Source organism: Micromonospora sp. DT15, from assembly GCF_049841475.1.
In the GTDB taxonomy this organism is placed as follows: domain Bacteria; phylum Actinomycetota; class Actinomycetes; order Mycobacteriales; family Micromonosporaceae; genus Micromonospora.
In genome coordinates this window covers 324,635-347,949 of sequence record NZ_JBNCKJ010000003.1, presented here as the reverse complement: position 1 = coordinate 347,949, position 23,315 = coordinate 324,635, and the positions used below count along the sequence as shown (strand labels likewise).

Below are 23,315 nucleotides of genomic sequence, written 5' to 3'. Positions count from 1 at the left end.
TACCTCAAGATTTAGACGAGCGTCGATGACATCTCAACGTAACGCGGTGGAGATCAGCTGGCAACCGGTGCAGGCACAGGTGATCAGGGCGCCCCATGAGCTGCCCGGGAGACGCCCTGACCAATCATGGGAGCAACGCCGCCCCCGACACCGTCAGCTCAGACGCTCGAACACCGAGAACGGGTAGACCCAGGCGGGGTTGAAGATGAGGCCGAGCCGGTGCAGGTACCGCTGGCAGGTGCTCGGCTGCGCGGGGTCGGTGCAGAAGGTCACCCGCAGCTCGGAGTAACCATCCTTGTCGGTCGGGCTGAGGTGGACGATCTCGTCGCGCACGACGAACTGCATCGAGGTCAGTCGGGGGTCCTGCACGTCATTGGGGAACGAGAGGGAGGTGTCCAGGCCGTACAGCACGATCTCGTTGGAGAACAGGCAGACGCTCGCCTGGAAGTACATCTCGTAGATGGTGGTGTAGGTGGCGGTCTCGTAGACCTCCTCGGAGACCTCCTCGCGGTAGCAGGGGGTGTTCGGCGGGAACGCGGGCGGCGTGGGCACCCGGATCGCGTTTGTCGTGATGTCACCCGTGGTGCGGGCCGCCTTGCCCGACGACGTTGCCCGCAGGCCGCCGTCGGCGCAGGCCGCCTTCGTCTTGCAGATGGCCGGGTCGGGTGCCGCCGACGCGGCCGCCGCCGGCACGGTGAGCGTCGCCGCGAGCACGGTCAGGGCGAGGACCAGAGGCTTGAGATGTACGGACACATGACCTCCAATGATTCGATCAGTGCGCTCTGCACCCGAGCAGGATCGCCGATCTGGCCGAGCCTCTGGCCGGGATTCCGTACACCGCCGTACACTGACGGACGTCGATTCTCGACGGTGGGGGGCGGGGCGCTGGATGCTGCGGGGGCGCACACGTCCGACGACCTCGCCGGGTTGTTGCGGGCGTTACGACGCAGGCACGCCCGCCAACAGTGCGACAGTGAACTGACCTATCGGGAGCTGGCCGCCCGTACCGGCTGGTCGCACACCGCTGTCGCGGAATACCTCACCGGCAAGACGCTGCCACCGACCGACCGGCTCGACGCGCTGGTCCGAATCCTCGGTGCCACGCCGGCCGAGCAGGGCGCGCTGGCCACCGCCCGAGACCGCATCGAGGAGAGCCGCCGTCGCGCGCCACGCGCACCCGCCCGGATGGTGCCCCGGCAGTTGCCCGCCGACGTGGCCAGCCTTGCCGGGCGTGACGACGAGTTGGCCCTTCTCGACAAGCTCGTCGCCGCGCCCACCGCCGTCGTGGTCGCCGCGATCTCAGGCACCGCCGGGGTGGGCAAGACCGCCCTGGCCGTGCACTGGGCGCATCGGGTCGCTGATCGGTTCGACGACGGTCAGCTCTATGTCAACCTGCGGGGCTTCGACCCACGCGGGCAGACGCTGAGCGCGGCGGAGGCACTGCACGGCTTCCTGGACGCGCTTGAGGTGCCGGCCGCCCGGGTGCCCGCCGACCTCGACGCGCAGGCCGCCCTGTACCGCAGCGCGCTGGCCGGCAAGCGGGTCCTCATCGTGCTGGACAACGCGCGGGACGCCGAACAGGTCCGTCCGTTGCTGCCCGGCACGTCCACGATCGTGGTGCTGGTGACGAGCCGCAACCAGCTCACCTCGCTGGTCAGCCTCGACAGCGCGCACCCGATCCCGCTCGGCCTGCTCAGCCGCGATGCGGCACGTCACGTGCTCACCAATCGGCTCGGCGCCGAACGGGTGGCCGCGGAGCCGGTGGCCGCCGAGGCGATCATCGCCGCCTGCGCCCGGCTACCGCTGGCGTTGAGCATCGTCGCCGCAAGAGCTCAGCAGTCCGGATTCCCGCTGGCCACCCTCGCGACCGAGTTGGGGACGGCCGGTCGGCGGTTCGGCGTGTTGGACGCGGGTGACGCGGTCGGTGAGGTACGGGCGGTGTTCTCCTGGTCGTACACCGCGCTCACCCCGCCCGGGGCCGGCCTGTTCCGGTTACTGGGCCTGCACCCCGGCCCGGACATCACGGTGGCCGCGGCGGCGAGCCTGGCCGGTCTTCCGGCGGACGGAACCCGCCGGTCGCTGACCGAGCTGACCCGCGCCAACCTGCTCGCGGAGTACCGGCCCGGCCGGTTCACGGCACACGACCTGTTGCGGGCGTACGCCGCCGAACTCAGCGACGGCACCGATCCCGAGCCGGACCGCCGGGCCGCCACCACTCGGCTTCTCGACCACTACACGCACACCACCCACACCGCCGACGCCCTGCTGCGCCCGCACAGCGACCCGGTCGACCACCTCGTGACCCCGCCCGCGGCCGGTGTGCGGCCTGAGCGGCCCACCACCCATGCGGAGGCGATGGCCTGGTTGACCTCGGAACACCCGGTCCTGCTCGCCGCGCTCCGGCAGGCCGCCGCTGCGGGGTTCGACGCGCACGCCTGGCGGCTGGGGCGGGCCCTCGACACGTTCCTGGACCGGCAGGGGCACTGGCACGACCGCGTCGAGACCTGCCGGGCGGCCCTGCTCGCCGCCGAGCGCCTCGGTGACCCGGTCGCGCAGGCGGTCGCGCACCGTTTCCTCGCCGGCGCCCACACCGTGGTCAACCAGTACGCCGACGCGCTGGGCCACCTCGAACAGGCCCTCGACCTGTACGTCCGCGCTGGAGACACCGAGGGCGAGGCGCGTACGCACCAGAACCTCGCCTCGCTGTGGGACCGGCGGGGTGAGCCGCGGAAGGCCCTTGAGCACTCGGAGCGGACCCTCGTGCTGGCCCGGGCGGCCGGCCATCGCAGGGCGCAGGCCGACGCGCTCAACGCGGTCGGCTGGTGCCATGCCCAGCTCGGCGATCACCTCGGGGCGTTGGCGTACTGCGAGCAGGCACTCGAACTCCTTCAGCAGCTCGACGACCGGGCTGGCGAGGCCGCCACCTGGGACAGCCTCGGCTTCGCACACCATCACCTCGGTCAGTACGGCCGGGCCGTGGAGTGCTACGAGCGGACGCTTGAGCTGACCCGCGATCTCGGCGACCGCTGGGGCGAGGCGGACACCCTCAGCCGGCTCGGCGACACCCGCCACGCCCTCGGCGACCCCACCTCCGGCCGGGCCGACTGGCAGCGGGCACTGGACATCTTCATGGCCCTCGACCACGCGGATGCCGCCGCCGTCCGCGCCAAACTCCACCCCGCCTGATCCACCAGCAACCCGGCCACCCGAGTCGTACTTTGGGACGATCTGAAGTCGCACCACCGTTCGTACGATGGGTCCCATGCACCCTCGCCTGCACGCGGTGTTGGCCGAGCCGCGTGTCTCCCCCGCCCCGTCCCGGGTGTGGCGCGACTGGGCGGTGATCGCCGTCCTCGGGCCGGCGATCGTGGTGGAAGCAATCTTCCGACCTGATCTGCCCTGGCGGGTGGGCTGCGCCGTCGTCGCGCTCGCGCTGCTGCCCACACTCCTGTGGCGGCGCACCGCGCCGCTCGCGATGGTGGTGATCGCGTTCGGCTGCACGACAGTCGCCCCGTTCGTGCTGCCCGGCGATCCGTGCCAACTGTTCACGGCGAGCTTCCTGGTCGTCCTGGTCCACGCGCTGTTCCGCTGGGGTTCCGGCCGGGATGCCCTGATCGGCTCGTTCTTCGTCGTGGCCAAGGTGACCACCGCCGGTCTGGTCGGGTCGGTCGACGGTGGCGAGTTGGTCGCCGGTTTCGCGGTGATGTTCGCCGCTGCCACGCTGGGTGTGGCGATCCGCTTCCGCGCCGCCGCCCGGCTGCGCGAGCTCGATCGGGTGAAGCTGTTGGAGCGTGAACGCCTCGCCCGCGACCTGCACGACACTGTGGCGCACCACGTGTCGGCGATGGCGATCCGCGCCCAGGCCGGCATCGCCGCGTCGGCGACCCAGCCGGGTGCCGCCGTCGAGGCGCTGCGGACCATCGAGGCCGAGGCGTCCCGTGCGCTTGCCGAGATGCGGGCGATGGTTCGCGTCCTGCGGCGCGACGAGCCGGCCGACCTGGGGCCCAACCCCCAGGTCGCCGACATCGGGCGTCTCGCCGGGCAGTTCCGCACCGGGCCGACCGTCGACGTGGAGCTGTACGGCGACCTCGGCGACATTCCGCCCACTGTGGGCTCCGCGCTCTACCGCCTCGCCCAGGAGTCGGTCACCAACGCCCGACGCCACGCCCGCCACGCCACCCGCATCGAGGTCAGCGTCGCCGCCGACGACACGTCCGTGCGCCTACGGGTCAGCGACGACGGCGAGGCCGGCACCTCCCGTCCGCCCGGCTCGCCCGGTTTCGGCCTGGTGGGCATGATGGAGCGCGCCGATCTGCTCGGCGGCACCTGCGAGGCCGGCCCCAACCCGGGCCGTGGGTGGACCGTCACGGCAGTGCTTCCGCGCGAGGGGGCCGGCAGATGACGGTTCGCGTGCTCGTGGCGGACGACCAGGAGATCGTCCGTACCGGGCTCACCATCATTCTGAACACGCAGCCCGGCATCGAGGTCGTCGGTGGGGCCTGTGACGGCCGGCAGGCCGTCGCGCTCGCCCGGCGGCTACGCCCCGACGTGTGTCTGTTCGACATTCGGATGCCGGGCATGGACGGCATCGAGGCCACCCGGGCGCTCGCCGGGCCAACGGTCCCGGACCCGCTCGCGGTGGTCGTCATCACGACCTTCGACCTCGACGAGTACGTGTACGCGGCACTACGGGCCGGCGCCCGCGGCTTCCTGCTCAAGGAGGCCGGTCCCGCCCTGCTCAGCCAGGCGGTGCACGCAGCCGCGAACGGGGACGCGCTGATCGCGCCGAGCGTCACCACGCGGCTGTTGAAGGCGTTCGCCGAGGCGGATCCGGCCGCGCCGCGCACGCAGCCCATCGAGGCGCTCACCGACCGGGAGGAACAGGTACTGGTGGCCGTGGCGCGGGGGCGGACCAACAAGGAGATCGCCGACGAGCTCTACATCACGTTGAGCACCGTCAAGTCGCACGTCACCAGCCTGATGACCAAGCTGGGGGTGCGTAACCGGGTCGAGGTGGCGATGTGGGCGTACGAGACGAACCGCAGCCGACGGCACTGGTGAGCGACGGAAGTACGACGACGGCGTCCGACCATGCGCCGACCCGATCGCGGCCCTTGTGCCGATGAGCGGGGGCGGGTACGGCGTCCACCATCGGTGGCATGACGATCCGCGAGTGGCGGCTACCGGCCGCGTTGATCCTGCTGGGCCTGATACCGATGCTCGCCGGCGCGGGACGGCTCACCGAGTTGGGCAGCGGACCGGAGGTCACCCCGGCCAACGCCCGCTTCGTCGCCGATCCGCTGCCGGTGGTGCTGCACATCGTCGGCGCGGTGGTCTACACGATCCTCGGCGCATTCCAGTTCGTGCCCCGGCTGCGCCGCTACTCCTGGCACCGCCGTGCCGGCCGGGTGCTCGTCCCCTGCGGGCTGACGGTGGCGTTCACCGGCCTGTGGATGGCCGTCGCGTACGACCTGCCGGCCCACGACAACGACGTGCTCGCCGGTATGCGGCTCGTCTTCGGCTCGGCCATGGCCGGCTCGATCCTGCTCGGTCTCGCCGCCGCGCTGCGCCGGGACATCGCCCTGCACCGCAGGTGGATGGTGCGCGGCTACGCGATCGGCCTCGGCGCCGGCACGCAGGCGTTCACCCACGCGCCGTACCTGATCGCGACCGGGGAACAGCCCGACGGGAACCTGCGGGCCGGCCTGGTGGTCGCCGGTTGGGTGATCAACCTTGCGGTGGCCGAGTGGTACCTGCGCCGTCCGGCGCGGGTCGTCACCGCGCCGGCCCTCAAGCTGAGCTGAGCCCGCCGGTCGTCGGTGACCGGCTCAGGCCCCCCCGGATGTCCTCCTCGATCCGCTTCGCGGCGGCCAGCAGCGGCGGGAGCAGCTCTCGACGGATCATCTCGAAGGACCCCCGGCTCGCGTGCGCGGAGACGTTCACCGCTGCGATCACCGACCCGTTCTCGCCGTGGATCGGCGCGGCCACCGAGCGCAGGCCCTCCTCCAGCTCCTGATCCACGATGGCGTACCCCTGGGCCGCGATCTTCGTCAGGACGGTGCGCAGCTTCGCCGGGTCGGTGACGGTGCGCCGGGTCAGCGGCCGCAGCTGCGCGGTGGCGAGGTAGTCGTCCAGCCAGTCCGCCGGTTGCGCGGCGAGCAGCACCCGACCCATGGAGGTGGCGTACGCGGGGAAGCGCGTCCCGACGCTGATCCCCACCGTCATGATCCGCTTGGTGGGCACGCGGGCGACGTAGACCACCTCGTCGCCGTCGAGCACCGACACCGAACAGGACTCGTGCACCAGCGCGACGAGCGCCTCCATGTGCCGCTGCGCGAGCTCGGGCAGGCTCAGGCTCGACAGGTACGCGTAGCCGAGTTCGAGGATCCGTGCCCGCAGCGAGAAGAGCCGACCGTCGGTGTGCACGTAGCCCAGCTCGACAAGGGTGAGCAGGAACCGGCGCGCCGCGGCCCGGGTCAGCCCGGTGCGTCTGGCCACGTCGCTGAGTGTGAGCTGCGGGTGGTCGCCGTCGAACGCCCTGATCACCGCGAGGCCGCGCTCCAGCGACTGAACGAACTCCGGCGACCTCGTCGCCTCCTCGCTCACGCTCACCCGGCCTCCTGCCGCAGGGTCTCCCGGGCCACCTTGAACGCCCGGTTCGCCGCCGGTACGCCAGCGTAGACGCCGACCTGGAGCAGGACCTCCGCCACCTCCTTCGGGCTGAGTCCGTTGCGCAACGCGGCCCGGACATGCATCGCCAACTCCTCGTCGTGGTGCAGGGTGGCGAGCACGGCGAGGGTGATGCAGCTACGGGTTCGCCGGTCGAGGCCCGGCCTGCTCCAGACCTCGCCCCAGGCGTAGCGGGTGATGAAGTCCTGGAAGTCGGCGGTGAACTCGTCGGTGCCGGCGACCGCGCGGTCCACGTGCGCGTCACCCAGCACCTGTCGTCGTACCGCCATGCCGGCCTGGTGCCGCTCGTGGTCGTTCACCCGTCACCCCGTCCCTCGTGGAAGTGTTCCAACAGGAGCCGGCACACCTGCTCGGGTTGCTCGACGTTGGCCAGGTGCGCCGCCGCGTCGACCACGGCCAGCCGGGCCCGCGGGATGCGCTCGACGATCTCGCGGGCGTGCGCCACCGGGGTGGCCGGGTCGTCCGCTCCCGCGATGACCAGCGTCGGCGCGACGACCCGGCCGAGGTCAGGTCGGAGGTCCATGGTGGCGATCGCCTCGCAGCAGGCGGCGTATCCGGTCGGCGCGTTCGCGGTCAACATGGCGCGGTGGGCGGCGACCACCTCCGGCCGGGCCGTGGCGAAGGCCGGGGTGAACCAGCGGGCCACCACCGCGTCGGCGATCGCCGGCATCCCGCCGGTGAGTACCGTGGCGGCTCGCTCCCGCCACTGCTCCGGTGGGCCGAGCGACGCCGACGTGCAGAGCAGCGCCAGCCGCCGCACCCGCTCGGGCGCGTACGCGGCGAGCCACATGCCCACCATGCCGCCGAGGGACAGCCCCGCGTAGTGGACCCACTGCACGTCGAGGTCGTCCAGCGTCCGCAGCAGTTCCCGGCCCAGCAGGTCCAGCGTGTACGGCCCGGGCGGCACCGCCGAGCGCCCGTGGCCGAGGTGGTCGTACCGGATGACTCGGAACCGTTGGGCGAGCGCCGGGACCTGCGGTTCCCACATGGCGGCGGCGGTGCCGAGGGAGCTGCCGAGCAGCAGCACCGGCGCGGCGGCCGGGCCGTCGACTGTGAGATGCAATCGGGATGTCATCGGCCCACTCCTCGAGCGGCGGCCAGGGCACTGTCGACGAACCGGCCGGCCGAGCCGAGCCAGCGGTGCGGGTCGAGCGCCTCGGCTATCTCCGTGTCGGACAGGTGGGCGCGCACCTCGGGGTCGGTGAGCAGCGCGGCGCGGAACGAGGGTCCGGCGGCGGCGCGGGCCACGAGGTCGTGTGCGACGCCACGACCGACAGCGGGCGCCAGTCGCGCGGCCACGGCCTCGGCGAGCAGCAGGCCGCCGGTGGCGTCGAGGTTCTCCCGCATCTTGTTCGGACGGACCTGTAGCCCGTGCAGCATTCGGGCGCACCGGGCGGCGGTGCCGCCGGCCACGTGCAGCAGCTCCAGCAGGGGCTCCCACTCGGCGTGCCACGCGCCCGCGGCCCGCTCGTGCTCCTGCACCGCCGTGGCGAACAGGGTGGCGACGAGACCCGGGCCGCGTCGCGCCGCGGCGGTGATGAGGATCGAGTCCACGGGGTTGCGCTTGTGCGGCATGGCCGAGGAGCCGCCGCGTCCGGCGCCGCCCTCGGCGACCTCGCCCACCTCGTTCTGGGCGAGCAACCCGACATCGAGGGCGACCTTGCCGGCGGCGGCGAGCAGCCCGCCGAGGGCGGCGGCCAGGTCGAGCCAGGGCTGGCGACGGGTGTGCCAGGGCAGCGTGCTCGGCGGGAGGCCCAGGTGCGCCGCGAACCGCTCGGCGACCTCGGCGCCGGCCGGGCCGTACGCGGCCAGGGTGCCGACCGCGCCACCGAGTTGCGCGGGCTGCGCGGTGCGGGTCTGACGCAGTCGGTCCCGGGTCTCGACCAGCCCGGTCAACCAGCCGGCGGCCTTGAGCCCGAACGTGGTGGGCGCCGCCTGCTGCCCGAGGGTTCGGGCGACCATCACCGTGTCCCGGTGCGCATCGGCCAGCTGGGCGGCGGCGTCCACGGCGGCGTCGAGGTGACGCAGCAGCGGCCCGAGCGCCCGCACGGCCACCAGGACCAGCGCGGTGTCCAGGACGTCCTGGCTGGTCGCCCCGAAGTGCACCCAGGCTCGGGCGTCCTCTGGCACGGCGGCGGTCAGCTCGCCCACCAGCGGGACGACCGGGTTGCCCGTGGCGTCGGCCGCCCGTCCGAGCGCTCCCGGGTCGTACCGCTCGGCGTGGCACTGCTCGACGATCGCCGTGGCCGCCGGCGGGGGCAGGACGCCGGCGTCCGCCGCGGCCCGGGCGAGCGCGGCCTCGACGTCGAGCATCGCCTGGAGCACTGACGGGTCGCTGAGTTCCGCGTCGACGTCCGGAGCGCCGGAGAGGCCGCCGAGAAGGCCGTCAGACGGCGAAGAAGACGGTCTCATGGTCGCCCTGCAGGTGGATGTCGAACCGGAACCCGTCCGGGGCGGGACTCGCCAGCAGGGTGTCGAGGCGGTCGGCGTCGACGATGCGCAGCACGGGGTCGGCGGCGTTCGCCGCCGGCTCGTCGGGGAAGTAGAGCCGCGTGACGAGGCGGTGCAGCAGCCCACGCCCGAAGACCGACAGGGTCAGGTGGGGGGCTTCGGTGCCGCCGTCCGGCTCGGGCAGCGAACCCGGCTTGACGGTCAACAGCCGGTACCACCCCTGCGCGTCGGTCTCGCTCCGACCGAATCCGCGGAAGCCCGCGAGCGCGGGCGGCCGGGCACCCCGAGGGTCGTCCGGATGGTCGAACCGGCCGTCCGGGTCGGCCTGCCAGCTCTCCACCATCGCGTCGACCACCGGTGTTCCGGTGCCGTCGAAGACCCGCCCCCTGATCCAGAACGCCCCCGGCGTGCCCTCGGGTACGACGTACGGGCCGTCGGCCCAGCGGAGGCCGATGTGCAGGTACGGCCCGACGGTCTGCGCGGGCATGACGCCCAACTGCTCAGTCATCGTCGTCCTCGTCCTCGAAGGGGGTGCTCTCCCGGCCGCGCAGCACGATGTCGAACTCGTACGCCAGTGCCCATTCTGGTGCGGTGGTGGCGTGGTCGTACCGGGCGATCATCCGTTCCCGTGCCTTCGGGTCACGGACCGAGTTGAAGATCGGGTCCTGAAAGAAGAGCGGGTCGCCCGGGAAGTACATCTGCGTGACCAGCCGCTGGGTGAACGCGCGGCCGAAGAGGGAGAAGTGGATGTGCGCCGGCCGCCAGGCGTTGTCGTGGTTGCGCCAGGGGTAGGCACCGGGCTGCACTGTGATGAACCGGTACCGCCCCTGGTCGTCGGTGAGCGCCCGGCCCACCCCCTCGAAGTACGGGTCGAGCGGGGCCGGCCAGGTGTCCCGGGCGTCGCGGTACCGGCCGGCGGCGTTGGCCTGCCAGATCTCGACGAGCGTGCGGGGCACGGGTCGACCGTCACCGTCGCGGACACGCCCGTGCACGATGATCCGTTGTCCCTGCGGCTCGCCGTCGTGCTGGCGGGTCAGGTCGTGGTCGAGCGCCCCGAGCCGTCCCTCCCCCAGTAGCGGTCCGGTGACCTCGGTCAGCCGCTGCGGCAGGTGGATCAGCGGGTGTCGCGGCGCCCGCGTCACTGTCGACCCGTAGCCGGGGCTGAGCAGTGGTGGGTGGACGTCGACGTCGTCGCGCCGGTACCGCGGTAGCACGAGACTCCTGCCTGCCTCGGTGTCCTGTGTGGTCATCGTCGTCTCCCGTCGGACTTCGTCGCCTCCAGTGCCCGCAGGGCCGCGAGTTCCCGCGCCGTCGGCGGTTCACCGGTGGTCAGACCGTCGGCGACGGCGAGGTCCCAGCCGGTGGCCGCCCGCGCCTGCTCCCGGGTCACGCCGGGGTGCAGGCGGGTCAGCGTGAGCTCGCAGGTCACCGGGTCGGGTTCGAGGACGCCGAGATCGGTGATCACCACGCGGGGGCCGGCGCCACGCAGGCCGAGTCGCTCCCGGTCCCCCGGGCCGCTTCCGTAGCCGACCGAGGTGACGAAGTCGACCCGTTCGGTGAACGTCCGGAGGTCCTGCCGGACGATCACCACGACCTCCCCGCAGGAGGCGGCGATCTCCGGCGCGCCACCGGCGCCGGGCAGCCGGACCTTCGGGGCGGCATAGTCACCGCCGACGACAGTGGTGTTGATGTTGCCGTACCGGTCGAGCTGCGCCGCCCCGAGGAAGCCCACGTCGATCCGGCCCGGCTGGAGCCAGTAGTTGAACACCTCGGGCACCGACACCACAGCGTCAGCCGATTCGGCGAGGACCGCGTCCCCGATGGAGAGCGGTAGCCGGTCCGGCTTCGCGCCGAGGCACCCCGATTCGTAGATGAGCACCAGGTTCGGGGCGTGGGTCACCCGGGCGAGATTCGCCGCGGTGCTGGGCAACCCGATCCCCACGAAGCAGGCGGTGCCGTCGCGCAGTTGGCGGGCGGCGGCGACGGTCATCATCTCGTCGGCGGTCCAGTCAGCCATCGCGTTCCCCTCGCTCGCCGCGCTGACTCATGCCGCCGCCCCGGCCGTGTGCACGTGCTCGTCCAGCCAGGCGCGGAAGGTGTCGCGGTGCCGGCTGACGGCGTCCCAGTCCCGGTAGAAGTCGTTGTCCCGTACCGAGTAGCCGTGGGCGTAGGAGGGGTGCGCGCCGCCGGGCACCTCGGCCACCGCGGTGACCGCCCAACCAGGCAGGACCACCTGCCCGGATACGGGTTCCAACTCGTCCACGATCTCCTCGACGGTGACCAGTGACCGGTGGGCGGCGAGCACCGCTTCCTTCTGCACCCCGGTGATGCCCCACATCTGCACGTTGCCGTCACGGTCGGCGCGCTGGGCGTGCACCACAGCCACGTCGGGACGCAGGGCGGGGACGGCGGTGAGCGTCTCGCCGGTGAAGGGGCAGGTGATGGGCCGGATGTTCGTTGTGTGCCCCGGCAGGTCGGTGCCGGTGTAGCCGCGCAGGACGGCGAACGGCAGCCCGGACGCCCCGGCGACGTACCGGTTCGCCATGCCCGCGTGACTGTGCTCCTCCAGTTCGAGCGGACGCGGCCAGGCGTGCTGCACGGCGTCCCGGAAGCGGTGCAGCGACCCGACGCCCGGGTTGCCGCCCCAGGAGAAGACCAGGCGGCTGGCGCAACCCGCGCCGATGAGCTGGTCGTAGATGACGTCGGGGGTCATCCGCACGAGGGTCAGCTCCTGCCGTCCCTGGCGGATCATCTCGTGACCCGCGGCGAACGGGATGAGGTGCGTGAACCCTTCCAGGGCCACCACGTCACCGTCGCGAATTAGGTGCGCCACGCCGTCGGCAAGCGAGACGAGCTTCGCCATGGGCCTCCCCGCATCCTGCGACATCCTCGCTGCCGCCAGCTGTTCGCCATGCGGACTGCCGTACTCATATCGAACGTACGACGGAGGACGACATCCGTCAACGACAGGTCGGCCGGGCCCGCCCGGAGTCGTCCACTGTGCTCGACAGTCACGGTGGCCGATGCGTTGACGCGAGCCGGGCCACGTGCCAACGTTCAAGCAGAGAACGGCCGTTCGGTACGCGAACACCTCCGGGGAGGACCGCCATGACACTGCTGGACGCCACGACCTGGCAGGGCACCCTGCACAGCGACGGCTGGGTGAAACCCGCCGGCGGCACGGCGCCCGTGCGATCCCCCGCCACCGGAGAGGAAATCGGCCAGGTCGGCGTGGCGAACGCCGAGGACGTGACGCGCGCCTGCGCCCGCGCCGCCACCGCCCAACGCGCCTGGGCCGCCACCGGCTACGCCGTGCGGGCCGCGGTGCTGCGCCGGGCCGGGCAACTGTTCGAGCGGCACGCCGCCGAGATCGGCGACTGGATCGTGCGGGAGTCCGGGTCCATCCCACCCAAGGCCAGCGTCGAGATCGCCGCCGCCGCGCAGGAGTGCTACGAGGCGTCGGCGCTGGCCTCGCACCCGCTGGGCGAGATCATCCCGAGCGCGCAACCGCGGCTCAGCCTGGCCCGCCGGTTGCCCGTCGGCGTCGTCGGGGTCATCGCGCCGTTCAATTTCCCGCTCATCCTGGCCACCCGTTCGGTGGCCCCGGCCCTGGCACTGGGCAACGCGGTGGTGCTCAAGCCCGACCCGCGCACGGCGGTCTGCGGTGGCGTCGCGATCGCCCGGGTCTTCGAGGAGGCCGGCCTGCCCGAAGGGTTGCTGCACGTCCTTCCCGGCGGGGTGGAGGCCGGCGAGACGCTGGTGGCCGACCCGAACGTACGGGTGATCAGCTTCACCGGCTCGACCGCTGCCGGCCGCAAGGTCGGTGAGGCGGCGGCACGCCACCTCAAACGTTCGCACCTCGAACTCGGTGGCAACTCGGCGCTGATCGTGCTCGACGACGCCGACCTGGACCTCGCTGTCTCCGCCGGCGCGTGGGGGTCGTTCCTGCACCAGGGTCAGATCTGCATGACCACCGGCCGGCACCTGGTCCACGAAAGTCTGTCCGAGCGCTATGTCGAGCGGCTGGCGGAGAAGGCGAACCACCTGCCGGTCGGCGACCCGGCGAAGGAGCAGGTGGCGCTCGGGCCGATCATCGACGAGCACCAGCGCGACAAGATCCACGCACTGGTCACCGCGAGCGTCGACGCGGGTGCCCGGCTGGCCGCCGGGGGCACGTACGAGGGACTGTTCTACCGGCCGACGGTGCTCACCGACGTCACCCCCGCGACCCCGGCGTACGCCCAGGAGGTTTTCGGCCCGGTCGCCCCGGTGATCACCTTTGCCGACCAGGACGAGGCTGTCGAGTTGGCCCGCCAGACCGAGTACGGCCTGTCGCTGGGCATCCTGAGCCGTGACGTGATGAGGGCGATGGCCCTCGCCGACCGGATCCCCAGCGGAATCGTGCACATCAACGATCAGACGGTGAACGACGAGGCGGTGGCGCCGTTCGGTGGGGTGGGAGCGTCCGGTACCGGCTCCCGGTTCGGCGGGCCCGCGGCGAACGTCGAGGCGTTCACCGAGACCCAGTGGCTCACCGTGCGCGGCGCCATCACGCGGTACCCGTTCTGACACCGGGAGGATCGGGCATGCCGGGAATGCGTACCCAGGTCGGCATCGTCGGCGCCGGGCCGGCAGGGCTCATGCTGTCGCACCTGTTGCACCTGCGCGGAATCGAGTCAGTGGTGCTGGAGAGCCGCAGCCGCGACCACGTCGAGCACCGGCTCCGGGCGGGCGTCCTCGAACAGGGCTCGGTCGACCTGCTCTGCCGCAACGGCGTCGGCGAGCGGCTGCGACGGGAGGGACTGCGCCACGAGGGCATCGAGCTGCGCTTCGCCGGGGAGTCGCACCGGGTGCCGATGGCCGACCTGACCGGGCGGGCGATCACCGTCTACGGGCAACAGGAGGTGGTCAAGGACCTGATCGCCGCCCGGCTCGCGGCCGGTGGCTCGATCCTCTTCGAGACCGAGGCGGTACGCCTGAACAATCTGGACTCGGACTCCCCTGTTGTCCACTTTCGACGCGACGGGCAGGTCCAGGAGCTGCGCTGCGACTTCGTGGCGGGCTGCGACGGGTTCCACGGGGTGAGCCGCGGTGCGGTGCCCGACGGGGTGCTGACCACCTACGAGCGGGTGTACCCGTTTGCCTGGTTGGGCGTCCTCGCCGCCGCACCGCCGGCGGTGGACGAACTCATCTACGCCAATCACGAGCGTGGCTTCGCCCTCTACAGCATGCGCTCCCCCGAGATCTCTCGGCTGTACCTACAGGTCGGGCCCGACGAGGACATCGCCTCGTGGCCGGACGAGCGGATCTGGACGGAACTGCGGGCACGGTTGGAGACGGTGCCGGGATGGTCGCTCAACGAGGGACCGATCCTGGAGAAGTCCATCACCCCGATGCGCAGTTTCGTTGTCGAGCCGATGCAGTGGGAGCGGCTGTTCCTGGCCGGGGACGCCGTGCACATCGTCCCACCCACCGGCGCGAAGGGCATGAACCTCGCCCTCGCTGACGTCGCGCTGCTGGGGGACGCCTTCGCCGCCTGGTACGACCGGGGCAGCACCGATCTGCTGGAGGCCTACTCGGCCACGGCGTTACGCCGGGTCTGGCGGGCCCAGCACTTCTCCTGGTGGATGACCTCAATGCTGCACCGGCTGGAGCGCGACGACCCGTACGAGACGAAGCTCCAGACCGCCACGCTGAGGTACGTCGCCACCTCTGAGGCGTACGCCGCGAGCCTGTCCGAGAACTACGTGGGCCTGCCCGAGGTCTGAACGCGAGCGTGCGAGACGGCACCACAGCAGAGCGTTGTTCAACTTATTTTTGACGGGCGTCAGAAATTATTGACTTTCAATGCCGGGGTGACTGACCATGGCCACCACAGCGAAGTGCGCCCCCGCGCCACCGTTGGTCACCTGAAAATCCGAGGCACCCACCACCCCCGCCCAGGAAGGGCCTCGTCCATGAAGAAGGTCATGGCTCTCGGGCTGATCGCCGTCACCGCGATCGCCCTCACCGGATGCACCGACTCCGACGCGTCCAACCCGTCCGAACAGACCTCGGGCGACCTGCGCAAGGTCCGGGTCGCGGCGCTGCCCATCACCGAGACCGCCGCGCTGTGGGGCGGCATCAAGGCCGGCGTCTTCGCCGAGCGCGGCCTCCAGGTCGAGGTGCTGCCCGCCCAGGGCGGCGCGCAGGCCATTCCCGCGCTTCTGAACGGCGACATCGACTTCGCCATCGGCCAGCCCTTCGGGCCGTTCCGGGCCGACCTGCGGGATCTCGGCGTCGTCATCATCGGCAACTACGCCTCCTCGTACGCCGACGGCGACGACATCAACGCCGTGGTGGCCTCGGCGAAGTCAGGCATCAAGCGGCCGGCCGACCTCGCGGGCAAGCGGGTCTCGGTCAACAGCCTGGGCGCCGCCGGCGACGTGACGATCATGGCAGCGGTCGAGAAGGACGGTGGCGACCCTTCGAGGATCAAGTTCGTCGAGGTCGCCTTTCCGGACGCCCCGGCCCAACTCGAATCCGGCAACATCGACGCCGCCTGGGTGCCGGAGCCCTTCGTCACCCAGTTGAAGACCCGCGGCGACACCTTCATCGTCGCCCCCTACCAGGCGGTGGTGCCCGGCCTGACCACGCTCACCACCATCACCACCAGGGAACGCACGGAGAAGGACGCCAAGCTGGTCGAGGACTTCACGGCGGCGATGAAGAAGACGTTGGAGTGGGCCAAGGCCCCCGCCAACGAGGCGGCGCTTCGGCAGGCCATCAAGGACAACCTTGAGCTGCCCCCACCGGTGGCCGAGTCGGTGCGGCTGCCGGCCTTCGGTTGGGAGGTCGACCGGTCGAGCCTCCAGACGCTCGCCGAGCTCGCGCAGAAGTACAAGGTGCTCGACAGGCAACCCAACCTCGACCGTCTCATCCAGCAGCAGTAGCCGGCGCGATCCTGCCCTCCCTGGCCCCGGAGCGGGGAGGGCCTCGTCGCCCGCCTGACGACGGGAGTGACATGCGCGTGTTTCCCACCCGACGCCTACGCGCGTTACGCAAAGCGATGCTGGGCGTCGTCGGCCTGACCGCGTTCCTCGTCGTCTGGCAGCTGATCCCGACGCTGGGCCTGATCAACCCGCTCTACCTGCCGTACGTGACCGACGTGTTGGCGCGGCTTGTCGAGCAGCTCGTCGACCTCGCGTTCTGGCGGCGGCTGGGCAGCACCATGACGTCCTGGGCGATCGGTCTGACGGTGGCGACGGTCGCCGCCGTCGTCCTCGGCACGGTCGTCGGGCTGGTGCCGTTCCTGCGGCGCGCGACCCACACGGTTGTCGAGTTCCTCCGCCCGATCCCGTCGGTCGCCCTCATCCCGCTCGCCGTGCTGATGTTCGGCATCCAGCGGCAGGCCGCCCTCGTCATCATCATCTACGCGTCGTTCTGGCAGGTGTTCGTGCAGGTCATCTACGGCGTCGCCGACGTCGACTCGGTGGCTCGCGACACCGCCCGCAGTTTCGGACTGAGTCGGCGCGAACAGCTGTCGCACCTCGTCCTGCCGACCACCCTGCCGTACCTCATGACCGGCCTGCGGCTCGCGGCGGCGGTCGCGCTCATCCTCGCCATCACCGCGGAGATGGTGATCGGCAACCCCGGTCTCGGGCGCATGATCGAGCTGTCCCGGTCCGCCGGAGACGCCGCCGGCCTGTACGCGCTGGTCGTGGTCACCGGCCTGCTCGGGCTCATGGTGAACATCGTCTTCCGGTTCATCGAGCGTCGGGTTCTGTCCTGGCACCAGTCCGTACGAGGAGAGGAGGCGCTGTGACCACGTACCCCGGGCGGATCGCCACCACGGCACGCCGCCGGACGGTCGGAACCCGGATCGCGGCGAGCATCCTCTACCCACTGGGCCTGCCGACGATGCTGCTGGTGGTCTGGGGGCTGGCGGCGACGAGGGCGACGAACCGGTTCTTCCCCGACCCGTTGACGATCGCCAGAGCCTTTCGGGAGACCTGGGTCGGTCCGGCCTTCGTCGAGGACGTGCTGCCGAGCCTCGCCCGCCTCGGCCTCGGTGTCGCCGCGTCGATAGTGCTCGGCATCGGCGCCGGCACCGTCATCGGACTGACCCCCTGGCTGCGGGAACTCCTCGAACCGCTGCTGGAGTTCCTCCGGGCCATCCCGCCACCGGTGCTGATTCCGGTGGTGATGCTCCTGCTCGGAATCACCGACACCATGAAGGTGGTCGTGATCGTCTCCGGCGCGGTCTGGCCGATCCTGTTGAACACGATCGAGGGTGTCCGGGGGACCGACAGCGTCATGAAGGAGACCGCGGAGTCGTTCCAGGTCTCCTGGTGGGAGCGGCTCTGGTTCCTCGTACTCCCGGCTGCCAGCCCACGGATCATGGCCGGGGTTCGTCAGGCCCTCTCGGTCGCGCTGATCCTGATGGTCATCTCCGAGATGTTCGCCTCCTCCTCCGGCCTCGGCTACCGGATCGCCTACTTCCAGCGCAACTACCTGATCGCCGAGATGTGGAGCGGCATCCTCCTCCTCGGTCTCGTCGGCGTTCTCCTCGCCGTAGCTTTCGGTCTCGTCGAACAGCGCGTTCTGCGCTGGTACCACGGAGTCAGGGAGGTCAACCGTGCCTGATCGGAGCAATCTGCTGCTGGTGGAGCACCTGCGGAAGGTCTACGAGTCCACCACGGGCAACGTCGAGGCGATCGGGGACATCAGCTTCACGATGGACGCCGGTGAGCTCGTCTGCATCGTCGGGCCGTCCGGTTGCGGCAAGACCACCCTGCTGAAATGCCTCGCCGGCCTGCTGCGGCCCACCAGCGGCCTGGTCGAGATGGACGGCTCTGCGGTGACCGGGCCCAGCCCGGCCATGGCAGTCGTGTTCCAGGAGTACGGTCGGAGCCTCTACCCCTGGCTGACGGTGCGCGGAAACGTCGAGCTTCCACTGCGGCACAAGAGGCTCAACCGCGATGCCCGAAACAAGCTTGTCGTCGACGCTCTTGAGGCGGTGGGTCTCGGGCACGCCGCGCTGAGCCACCCGTGGCAGCTCTCCGGGGGGATGCAACAGCGCGTGGCGATCGCGCGGGCCATCGCCTATCAACCCGACGTCCTGATCATGGACGAACCGTTCGCCGCCGTGGACGCGCAGACCCGGGCCGACCTGGAGGACCTGGTCCGCGAGCTGCACGCCAGCCGGACGATCTCGGTTGTCTTCGTCACCCACGACATCGACGAGTCGGTGTATCTCGGTCAGCGGGTTCTAGTATTGTCCACGTCGCCGACCTGGGTCCAGGAGGACCTCGCGATCGACCTGCCGCCGGAGCGCGATCAGATCACGACCCGCGCTCTGCCCCGTTTCACGGAACTGCGGACGCACGTCTACGACCAGATCCAGCGGGCCAAGCGCGGGCAGGCCGTGGCCCCGCGATCCGCGCGGTGATCGGCGGCCAACCAACGAGTTCGCCGAAGGGAAGGGCTGTGGGTAGTCGTCAGCCGAAGCAGTTGTTGCTCGCGTTCTTCGGGGAGCACGTCGTCGACGGTGACACGGGACCGATCCGGGCGAGCGTCCTGATCAACGTGCTGGAGGGCGCCGACGTCGCCGCGCCGGCCACCCGCGCGACCCTGGACCGACTCGTGCACAGCGGCATCCTCGCCCGCAGCAGGAGCGGCCGGGAGACGCTGTTCTCGCTGACCGAGCACGGGGTCGCGGTGTTGCGCGAGGCGACGTACCGCGTTCGCGGGCCGCGGCCGTTCGACCCACAGGGCAACGGGTGGACCCTTGTCACCTTCTCGATCCCGGAGGGCCAGCGGATGCTGCGGCACCGACTGCGCTCAACCCTCATCTGGGAGGGCTTCGCGCCGATCCGCGACGGGCTCTGGCTCGCGCCCGGTGAGGTAGACCTCGCCGGCTCGTTGGAGCCGCTGCGGCAGGACCTCGCGCCCAATACCGTGGTCGCCTTTCACGCCCGCGAACTCGCCGGATTCCCGATCGGCGAGAGCGTACGCGCCGCGTGGGACATCGAGGCGATCCGGCGCGCCCACCTGGCCTTCATCGACGTGTGGGACGACTCCTCCGCGACGGCGATGGCACCGAGCGCGCTCACCGTACGGACGATGCTGGTGGCGGACTGGCTCGCGCTGCTGCGCACCGACCCGAGGCTGCCGGCCGAGTTCATGGACGACGAATGGCCCGCCACCAGATCGGTGGAAACCTACCGTCGGACGCACGAGAAGCTGGCCGAGGCGTCAGCGGCGGAGTTCGCCGAACTCGTCGCGGCCCGGCCCGCTGCTAGGAGCCGAATCGGGTCCTCAGATCGGCCTTCCGCACCTTCCCCGACGCCGTCCGCGGCAGCTCATCCACGATGACCACGTTCTTCGGGAGCTTGTAGCGGGCGATCCTGCCGTCCAGGCACGCCCGGACGGTGGCGGTGTCCACCGATGCCCCCTCCCGTACGGTCACGATCGCCCAGGGCACCTCACCCCAACGCTCGTCCGGCACGCCGATGACCGCCGCCGAGGTCACCCCGTCGACCTCGGTGAGCAGCTGCTCGAGTTCGAGCGGGTAGATGTTCTCGCCCCCCGAGATGATCATGTCCTTGAGTCGGCCGGAGATGTAGAGGTAGCCGTCGGCGTCCAGGTGTCCGAGGTCGCCGGAGCGGAACCACCCGTCGGCCGTGAACGCCTCGGCGGTCGCCTCCGTAAGGCCGTGATAGCCGGGGAAGACGTTGGGCCCGGCCACCTCGATCTCACCGACAGCGCCGGCGGGCACCACCGCCCCGGCCGCATCGGTGATCCGCACATCGGTGAAGAAGTGCGGCAGACCGACACTGCCCTGCTTGACGCGGGTCATCGTCGGCGGCAACGCGGTCGCGCCCGGCGCGGCCTCGGTCATGCCGTAACCCTGCGAGAACGACAGGCCCCGCGCCTCGTACGCGTTGAGGATGCGCGCCGGCACGGCCGAACCTCCGCAGGTGAGCTTCGTCAGCGTGGACAGGTCGGTCGACGCCCAGGCGGGATGGTCGGCCATGAGCTGGTACGTGGTCGGCACGCCGCTGAGCATGGTCACCCCGTGCCGCTCGATCTGCGCGAGCGCGCGGCCCGGCTCGAAGCCCTTCTCGATCACCATCGTGGCGCCCTTGAGGATGACGGGCAGGGCACCCATCCCGAGCGACGCGACATGGAACAGCGGCGAGATCATGAGCGCGACGTCAGTGGAGACGACGTCGTAGTCGACCACACAGTTGAGCGCCACCCAGGTGAGGTTGCCGTGGGTCAGCACGGCACCCTTGGCCCGGCCGGTCGTGCCCGAGGTGTAGACGATCGCCGCCGGGTCCTCGTGGGCGGTGTCGACGCGGCCGGTGAACGGGGAGACGGCGGCCCGCGCCAGGCGGGCAAGCCCGTGCCGGTCCGCGGTGCCCTCACCGTTGACGATGACGTACGGGGTTCGGGCGGTCGGCGCGGCGGAGGCCACCAGCGCCGCGAAGTCCGGGTCGTGGATCAGCACCCGCGCGCCGCAGTCGGCGAGGACGGCCACGATCTCGGGTGCGGCGAGCCGGGTGTTGATCGGCACGAAGACGGCCCCGACCTGCGCCGCCCCGAACATCACCAGGAGGAGCTCGGGGCTGTTCTCGCCCAGGTAGGCGACGCAGTCACCCCTACCGACGCCTCGCTCCCGCAGCACCGCAGCGATCCGGTCCGCGGCGTCGGCGAACTGTCCGTACGTCATGGGCGGCCGGTCGCCGTGGATGATCGCGACCTGGTCCGGGGACTTCAGCCGGCGCTTGGCCACCCAGGCGCCAATTCCGTGCTGCTGCATCATCATGCTCCCGGGGGTGGAGGTGGTGTGCTCGCCCGGCTCGTCGGATGCCCCCGGGCCTCAGGCGTAGAAGCGGTACAGCCCTCGCGCGACGACCGCCGGCTTGGCGCCGCCCTCGATCTCGATCGTCTGGTCGACCGCGATCTGGTAGCCGCCGCGCACCTCGACGACCTCGGCGACTGTGGCCCGCATGCGTACCCGCGCCCCGACCACGACCGGCGCGGGGAAGCGCACCTTGTCGAGGCCGTAGTTGACCTTCGTGGTCACGCCCTTGACCTCAAGCAGCTCGGTCCAGAACGGAACGGCCAGGGAGAGGGTGAGGAAGCCGTGCGCGATCGGCGCGCCGAACGGCCCGGTCCTCGCCCGTTCGGGGTCGACGTGGATCCACTGGTGGTCGTCCGTCGCGTCCGCGAACAGGTCGACCTGGTCCTGGGTGACAGTGCGGTACCCGGTGTGGCCGAGATCGGTGCCGGCGAGGTCGCCCAGCCGCTCGTAGGTGATGGTCGTCGTCATGGCGCTTCCTCTCGTCGTCACCGGGCAAGGCCCAGCAGGCGGGCCGCGTTGTCCTTGAGGATGCCCGGGAGCACGTCCGGCTTGAGATCGGTCGCTTGCACGTCGCGCAGCCACCGGTCGGGGGTGAGCAGGGGGTAGTCGGTGCCGAAGAGCACCCGTCGCTTCAGCACCGAGTTGGCGTGGCGCACCAACTCGGCCGGGAAGTACTTCGGGCTCCAGCCGGACAGGTCGATCCAGGTGTTGTGCTTGTGCGTGGCCACCGACAACGCCTCGTCCTGCCAGGGCACCGACGGGTGGGCCATGATGATCTGAAGGTCGGGGAAGTCGGCCGCGATCGGGTCGAGCAGGATCGGATTCGACAGGCCGAGGCGCAGGCCGTAACCGCCCGGGGTGCCGGCGCCGATGCCGGTCTGCCCGGTGTGGAAGAGTGCCGGGACGCCGGCCCGCTCAAGCAGGCCCCACATCGGCGCGTACTCGTCGTGGCTGGGGTCGAAGCGCTGCACTGTGGGGTGGAACTTGAAGCCTCGTACGCCTTCCTCCTCGATCAGTCGAGCGGCGAGGTCGAGGGCGGCCTCGCCTGTGCGCGGGTCGACCGACCCGAACGGGATCAGCACGTCGGCGTGCTCTGCCGCCGCACGGGCGATGTCGGCGCTCGACAGTGGCTGGTGCTTCAGTTGGGTACGCGCGTCCACTGTGAAGACGACGGCCGCCATGCTCCGCTCGCGGTAGTACTGGGCCACCGCGCCGACCGCCGGCCGTGGGCCGTCCGTCTTGAAGTACGCCGACGCCGCCGCCACGAGCGGTTCGGGCAGTGAGGTGTGACCGTGGTCGTCGACCTCGATGTGCACGTGCATGTCGATCGCCGTGACGGTGTCGAGGTCGATCGCGGGCTGGTACATGGGGCCAACCTTCGTCGGGGCGGGTCAGGACGTCGTGGGCTCGAACTCCTCGGGGAGGTCCGGGAAGCGTTCGCCGACGCTCTGCTCGGCGCCGACGAACGTCGTCGGCCAGGCGTCCACGAGCGCCTCGTACGTCCAGCCGCCCTCGCGGTGGGCGGTCAGCGCCGCCTCCGGATGGGTCCAGATCTGGAGGCGGTCCCCTCCCACACCGATCACCTGCCCGGTCACCGAGGCCGCCGCGTCGGAGCCGAGGAACGCGACGAGCCCGGCCGCGTCGTCCGCCGTGCCGAACCCCAGACCGTGTCGGAAGAACGCGGGCATCGGCTCGCCGTTCGCCTCGGCCCGTACCGCAGCGGCGAAGTAGGGGACGGTGGCGGTCATCGCGGTCGCGGCGACCGGAACAACGGTGTTGGCGGTGATGCCGGCCCGCTTGAGCTCGAGCGCCCAGGTACGGACCATGCCGACGATGCCCGCCTTGGCGGCCGCGTAGTTGGTCTGGCCGAAGGTACCCCGCTGCCCGGTGGGTGACCCGACGCAGATGATCCGGCCGCCCTCGCCGGCCTGCCGCATGTGCTGCACCGCCTCGCGCACCGTGGTGAACGTGCCGCGCAGGTGCACGTTGATGACGGTGTCGAAGTCGTCGTCGCTCATCTTCCACAGCACCGTGTCGCGTAGGACGCCGGCGTTGGTGACGAGGATGTCCAGCCGTCCGAAGTGCTCGACCGCTGTGCTGACGAGTTCCTTGGCGGTCTCGGTCGGGCCGACAGGTGCCACCACCGCGACGGCCCGACCGCCGGATGACTGGATCGCCGCCACCGCGTCGGCGGCAGCTCCGGCGTCGACGTCGTTGACGACTATCGAGGCGCCCCGCCGCGCCAACTCATGGGCGTAGGCCAGGCCGAGGCCCCGCCCGGCTCCGGTGACGATGGCAACCTTGCTGTCCAGTGACATGGGTG

At 71.1% G+C, this 23,315-nt stretch carries 24 protein-coding genes; 11 read left to right on the top strand and 13 right to left on the bottom strand.

Translation table 11 applies throughout. The features are described 5' to 3' along the window. Window positions 1–153: 153 nt before the first annotated feature. A complete protein-coding gene (locus ACLQ3F_RS09170; RefSeq protein WP_425847810.1) occupies window positions 154–753 on the bottom strand; it encodes a hypothetical protein in 600 nt (199 codons plus the stop codon). A 117-nt stretch (window positions 754–870) separates the two neighbouring features. On the opposite strand from ACLQ3F_RS09170, the gene ACLQ3F_RS09165 reads away from it, so the two are divergent. The 4 genes from ACLQ3F_RS09165 (at window position 871) to ACLQ3F_RS09150 (ending at window position 5,804) form a co-directional block, all read left to right on the top strand. Continuing rightward, window positions 871–3,186 carry an ATP-binding protein gene (locus ACLQ3F_RS09165; protein WP_425847807.1) on the top strand — a complete coding sequence of 772 codons (2,316 nt, stop codon included), beginning with the start codon at window positions 871–873 and terminating at the stop codon, window positions 3,184–3,186. A 76-nt stretch (window positions 3,187–3,262) separates the two neighbouring features. Beyond that, entirely contained in the window at window positions 3,263–4,402 is a 1,140-nt protein-coding gene (locus ACLQ3F_RS09160; RefSeq protein WP_425847805.1) for a sensor histidine kinase, read from the top strand. After that, the gene (locus ACLQ3F_RS09155) at window positions 4,399–5,061 is read left to right on the top strand and encodes a response regulator transcription factor (RefSeq protein WP_357202653.1); all 663 of its coding nucleotides are present in this window, start codon (window positions 4,399–4,401) and stop codon (window positions 5,059–5,061) included. Before ACLQ3F_RS09160 ends, ACLQ3F_RS09155 begins: the two co-directional genes overlap by 4 nt. 98 nt (window positions 5,062–5,159) lie before the next feature. Next, window positions 5,160–5,804, top strand: a complete 645-nt coding sequence (locus ACLQ3F_RS09150) for a DUF2306 domain-containing protein (protein WP_425847803.1) — start codon at window positions 5,160–5,162, stop codon at window positions 5,802–5,804. On the opposite strand, the gene ACLQ3F_RS09145 is transcribed toward ACLQ3F_RS09150, so the two are convergent. The 8 genes from ACLQ3F_RS09145 to ACLQ3F_RS09110 are packed head-to-tail and all read right to left on the bottom strand — an operon-like array spanning window position 5,791 to window position 12,004. Further along, on the bottom strand, window positions 5,791–6,612 hold the full coding sequence (locus ACLQ3F_RS09145; protein WP_425847800.1) for an IclR family transcriptional regulator: 822 nt from the start codon (window positions 6,610–6,612) through the stop codon (window positions 5,791–5,793). The two genes, ACLQ3F_RS09150 and ACLQ3F_RS09145, sit on opposite strands and share 14 nt — an antisense overlap. Next, window positions 6,609–6,989 (bottom strand): 4-carboxymuconolactone decarboxylase, encoded by a 381-nt coding sequence (gene pcaC, locus ACLQ3F_RS09140; RefSeq protein WP_425847799.1) that lies wholly within the window; start codon window positions 6,987–6,989, stop codon window positions 6,609–6,611. Before pcaC ends, ACLQ3F_RS09145 begins: the two co-directional genes overlap by 4 nt. Beyond that, window positions 6,986–7,765 carry a 3-oxoadipate enol-lactonase gene (pcaD, locus tag ACLQ3F_RS09135; RefSeq protein WP_425847797.1) on the bottom strand — a complete coding sequence of 260 codons (780 nt, stop codon included), beginning with the start codon at window positions 7,763–7,765 and terminating at the stop codon, window positions 6,986–6,988. Before pcaD ends, pcaC begins: the two co-directional genes overlap by 4 nt. After that, window positions 7,762–9,102: a 3-carboxy-cis,cis-muconate cycloisomerase gene (gene pcaB / locus ACLQ3F_RS09130; protein WP_425847795.1), complete on the bottom strand. Its 1,341-nt coding sequence runs from the start codon at window positions 9,100–9,102 to the stop codon at window positions 7,762–7,764. Before pcaB ends, pcaD begins: the two co-directional genes overlap by 4 nt. After that, complete coding sequence (gene pcaG, locus ACLQ3F_RS09125) at window positions 9,077–9,649, bottom strand: protocatechuate 3,4-dioxygenase subunit alpha (protein ID WP_425847792.1); 573 nt, start codon at window positions 9,647–9,649, stop codon at window positions 9,077–9,079. The genes pcaB and pcaG overlap by 26 nt, the downstream gene beginning before the upstream one ends. Then, on the bottom strand, window positions 9,642–10,391 hold the full coding sequence (gene pcaH, locus ACLQ3F_RS09120; protein WP_425847790.1) for a protocatechuate 3,4-dioxygenase subunit beta: 750 nt from the start codon (window positions 10,389–10,391) through the stop codon (window positions 9,642–9,644). Before pcaH ends, pcaG begins: the two co-directional genes overlap by 8 nt. Beyond that, window positions 10,388–11,158, bottom strand: a complete 771-nt coding sequence (locus ACLQ3F_RS09115) for a CoA-transferase subunit beta (protein ID WP_425847788.1) — start codon at window positions 11,156–11,158, stop codon at window positions 10,388–10,390. The genes pcaH and ACLQ3F_RS09115 overlap by 4 nt, the downstream gene beginning before the upstream one ends. A 27-nt stretch (window positions 11,159–11,185) precedes the next feature. Beyond that, window positions 11,186–12,004, bottom strand: coding sequence for a CoA transferase subunit A (locus tag ACLQ3F_RS09110; RefSeq protein ID WP_425847785.1), 819 nt, complete (start codon window positions 12,002–12,004; stop codon window positions 11,186–11,188). Window positions 12,005–12,249: 245 nt separating this feature from the next. Here ACLQ3F_RS09110 and ACLQ3F_RS09105 point away from each other — a divergent pair, with 245 nt between their 5' ends. The 7 genes from ACLQ3F_RS09105 to ACLQ3F_RS09075 all read left to right on the top strand — a co-directional run bounded on the left by ACLQ3F_RS09105 (window position 12,250) and on the right by ACLQ3F_RS09075 (window position 19,497). After that, window positions 12,250–13,710, top strand: coding sequence for a benzaldehyde dehydrogenase (locus tag ACLQ3F_RS09105; protein ID WP_425847784.1), 1,461 nt, complete (start codon window positions 12,250–12,252; stop codon window positions 13,708–13,710). Window positions 13,711–13,727: 17 nt separating this feature from the next. Beyond that, window positions 13,728–14,909, top strand: a complete 1,182-nt coding sequence (gene pobA / locus ACLQ3F_RS09100; RefSeq protein WP_425847782.1) for a 4-hydroxybenzoate 3-monooxygenase — start codon at window positions 13,728–13,730, stop codon at window positions 14,907–14,909. A 189-nt stretch (window positions 14,910–15,098) separates the two neighbouring features. Beyond that, entirely contained in the window at window positions 15,099–16,073 is a 975-nt protein-coding gene (locus ACLQ3F_RS09095) for an ABC transporter substrate-binding protein (protein ID WP_425847780.1), read from the top strand. Window positions 16,074–16,144: 71 nt separating this feature from the next. Next, window positions 16,145–16,945 (top strand): ABC transporter permease, encoded by an 801-nt coding sequence (locus tag ACLQ3F_RS09090; protein ID WP_357202691.1) that lies wholly within the window; start codon window positions 16,145–16,147, stop codon window positions 16,943–16,945. Further along, complete coding sequence (locus ACLQ3F_RS09085) at window positions 16,942–17,766, top strand: ABC transporter permease (RefSeq protein ID WP_425847777.1); 825 nt, start codon at window positions 16,942–16,944, stop codon at window positions 17,764–17,766. Before ACLQ3F_RS09090 ends, ACLQ3F_RS09085 begins: the two co-directional genes overlap by 4 nt. Next, window positions 17,759–18,571: an ABC transporter ATP-binding protein gene (locus tag ACLQ3F_RS09080; RefSeq protein ID WP_357202696.1), complete on the top strand. Its 813-nt coding sequence runs from the start codon at window positions 17,759–17,761 to the stop codon at window positions 18,569–18,571. Before ACLQ3F_RS09085 ends, ACLQ3F_RS09080 begins: the two co-directional genes overlap by 8 nt. Window positions 18,572–18,609: 38 nt before the next feature. Continuing rightward, the gene (locus ACLQ3F_RS09075; protein WP_425847775.1) at window positions 18,610–19,497 is read left to right on the top strand and encodes a PaaX family transcriptional regulator C-terminal domain-containing protein; all 888 of its coding nucleotides are present in this window, start codon (window positions 18,610–18,612) and stop codon (window positions 19,495–19,497) included. On the opposite strand, the gene ACLQ3F_RS09070 is transcribed toward ACLQ3F_RS09075, so the two are convergent. The 4 genes from ACLQ3F_RS09070 to ACLQ3F_RS09055 are packed head-to-tail and all read right to left on the bottom strand — an operon-like array spanning window position 19,421 to window position 23,310. Further along, window positions 19,421–20,953, bottom strand: a complete 1,533-nt coding sequence (locus ACLQ3F_RS09070) for an acyl-CoA synthetase (protein ID WP_425847772.1) — start codon at window positions 20,951–20,953, stop codon at window positions 19,421–19,423. The genes ACLQ3F_RS09075 and ACLQ3F_RS09070 overlap by 77 nt on opposite strands. Window positions 20,954–21,007: 54 nt before the next feature. After that, window positions 21,008–21,460, bottom strand: coding sequence for a MaoC family dehydratase (locus tag ACLQ3F_RS09065; protein WP_357202705.1), 453 nt, complete (start codon window positions 21,458–21,460; stop codon window positions 21,008–21,010). 17 nt (window positions 21,461–21,477) lie between these two features. Next, a complete protein-coding gene (locus tag ACLQ3F_RS09060) occupies window positions 21,478–22,359 on the bottom strand; it encodes an amidohydrolase family protein (protein WP_425847769.1) in 882 nt (293 codons plus the stop codon). A 24-nt stretch (window positions 22,360–22,383) separates the two neighbouring features. Further along, complete coding sequence (locus ACLQ3F_RS09055; RefSeq protein WP_425847767.1) at window positions 22,384–23,310, bottom strand: SDR family oxidoreductase; 927 nt, start codon at window positions 23,308–23,310, stop codon at window positions 22,384–22,386. Window positions 23,311–23,315 lie beyond the last annotated feature (5 nt).

Excerpts from the sequence above, each read along its gene's own strand:
- ACLQ3F_RS09160 (WP_425847805.1), top strand. The coding sequence starts at position 3,263 with ATGCACCCTCGCCTGCACGCGGTGTTGGCCGAGCCGCGTGTCTCCCCC.
- ACLQ3F_RS09155 (WP_357202653.1), top strand. The coding sequence starts at position 4,399 with ATGACGGTTCGCGTGCTCGTGGCGGACGACCAGGAGATCGTCCGTACC.
- ACLQ3F_RS09150 (WP_425847803.1), top strand. The coding sequence starts at position 5,160 with ATGACGATCCGCGAGTGGCGGCTACCGGCCGCGTTGATCCTGCTGGGC.
- pcaD (WP_425847797.1), bottom strand. The coding sequence starts at position 7,765 with ATGACATCCCGATTGCATCTCACAGTCGACGGCCCGGCCGCCGCGCCG.
- pcaB (WP_425847795.1), bottom strand. The coding sequence starts at position 9,102 with ATGAGACCGTCTTCTTCGCCGTCTGACGGCCTTCTCGGCGGCCTCTCC.
- pcaG (WP_425847792.1), bottom strand. The coding sequence starts at position 9,649 with ATGACTGAGCAGTTGGGCGTCATGCCCGCGCAGACCGTCGGGCCGTAC.
- pcaH (WP_425847790.1), bottom strand. The coding sequence starts at position 10,391 with ATGACCACACAGGACACCGAGGCAGGCAGGAGTCTCGTGCTACCGCGG.
- ACLQ3F_RS09115 (WP_425847788.1), bottom strand. The coding sequence starts at position 11,158 with ATGGCTGACTGGACCGCCGACGAGATGATGACCGTCGCCGCCGCCCGC.
- ACLQ3F_RS09110 (WP_425847785.1), bottom strand. The coding sequence starts at position 12,004 with ATGGCGAAGCTCGTCTCGCTTGCCGACGGCGTGGCGCACCTAATTCGC.
- ACLQ3F_RS09105 (WP_425847784.1), top strand. The coding sequence starts at position 12,250 with ATGACACTGCTGGACGCCACGACCTGGCAGGGCACCCTGCACAGCGAC.
- pobA (WP_425847782.1), top strand. The coding sequence starts at position 13,728 with ATGCCGGGAATGCGTACCCAGGTCGGCATCGTCGGCGCCGGGCCGGCA.
- ACLQ3F_RS09095 (WP_425847780.1), top strand. The coding sequence starts at position 15,099 with ATGAAGAAGGTCATGGCTCTCGGGCTGATCGCCGTCACCGCGATCGCC.
- ACLQ3F_RS09090 (WP_357202691.1), top strand. The coding sequence starts at position 16,145 with ATGCGCGTGTTTCCCACCCGACGCCTACGCGCGTTACGCAAAGCGATG.
- ACLQ3F_RS09070 (WP_425847772.1), bottom strand. The coding sequence starts at position 20,953 with ATGATGATGCAGCAGCACGGAATTGGCGCCTGGGTGGCCAAGCGCCGG.
- ACLQ3F_RS09065 (WP_357202705.1), bottom strand. The coding sequence starts at position 21,460 with ATGACGACGACCATCACCTACGAGCGGCTGGGCGACCTCGCCGGCACC.
- ACLQ3F_RS09060 (WP_425847769.1), bottom strand. The coding sequence starts at position 22,359 with ATGTACCAGCCCGCGATCGACCTCGACACCGTCACGGCGATCGACATG.
- ACLQ3F_RS09055 (WP_425847767.1), bottom strand. The coding sequence starts at position 23,310 with ATGTCACTGGACAGCAAGGTTGCCATCGTCACCGGAGCCGGGCGGGGC.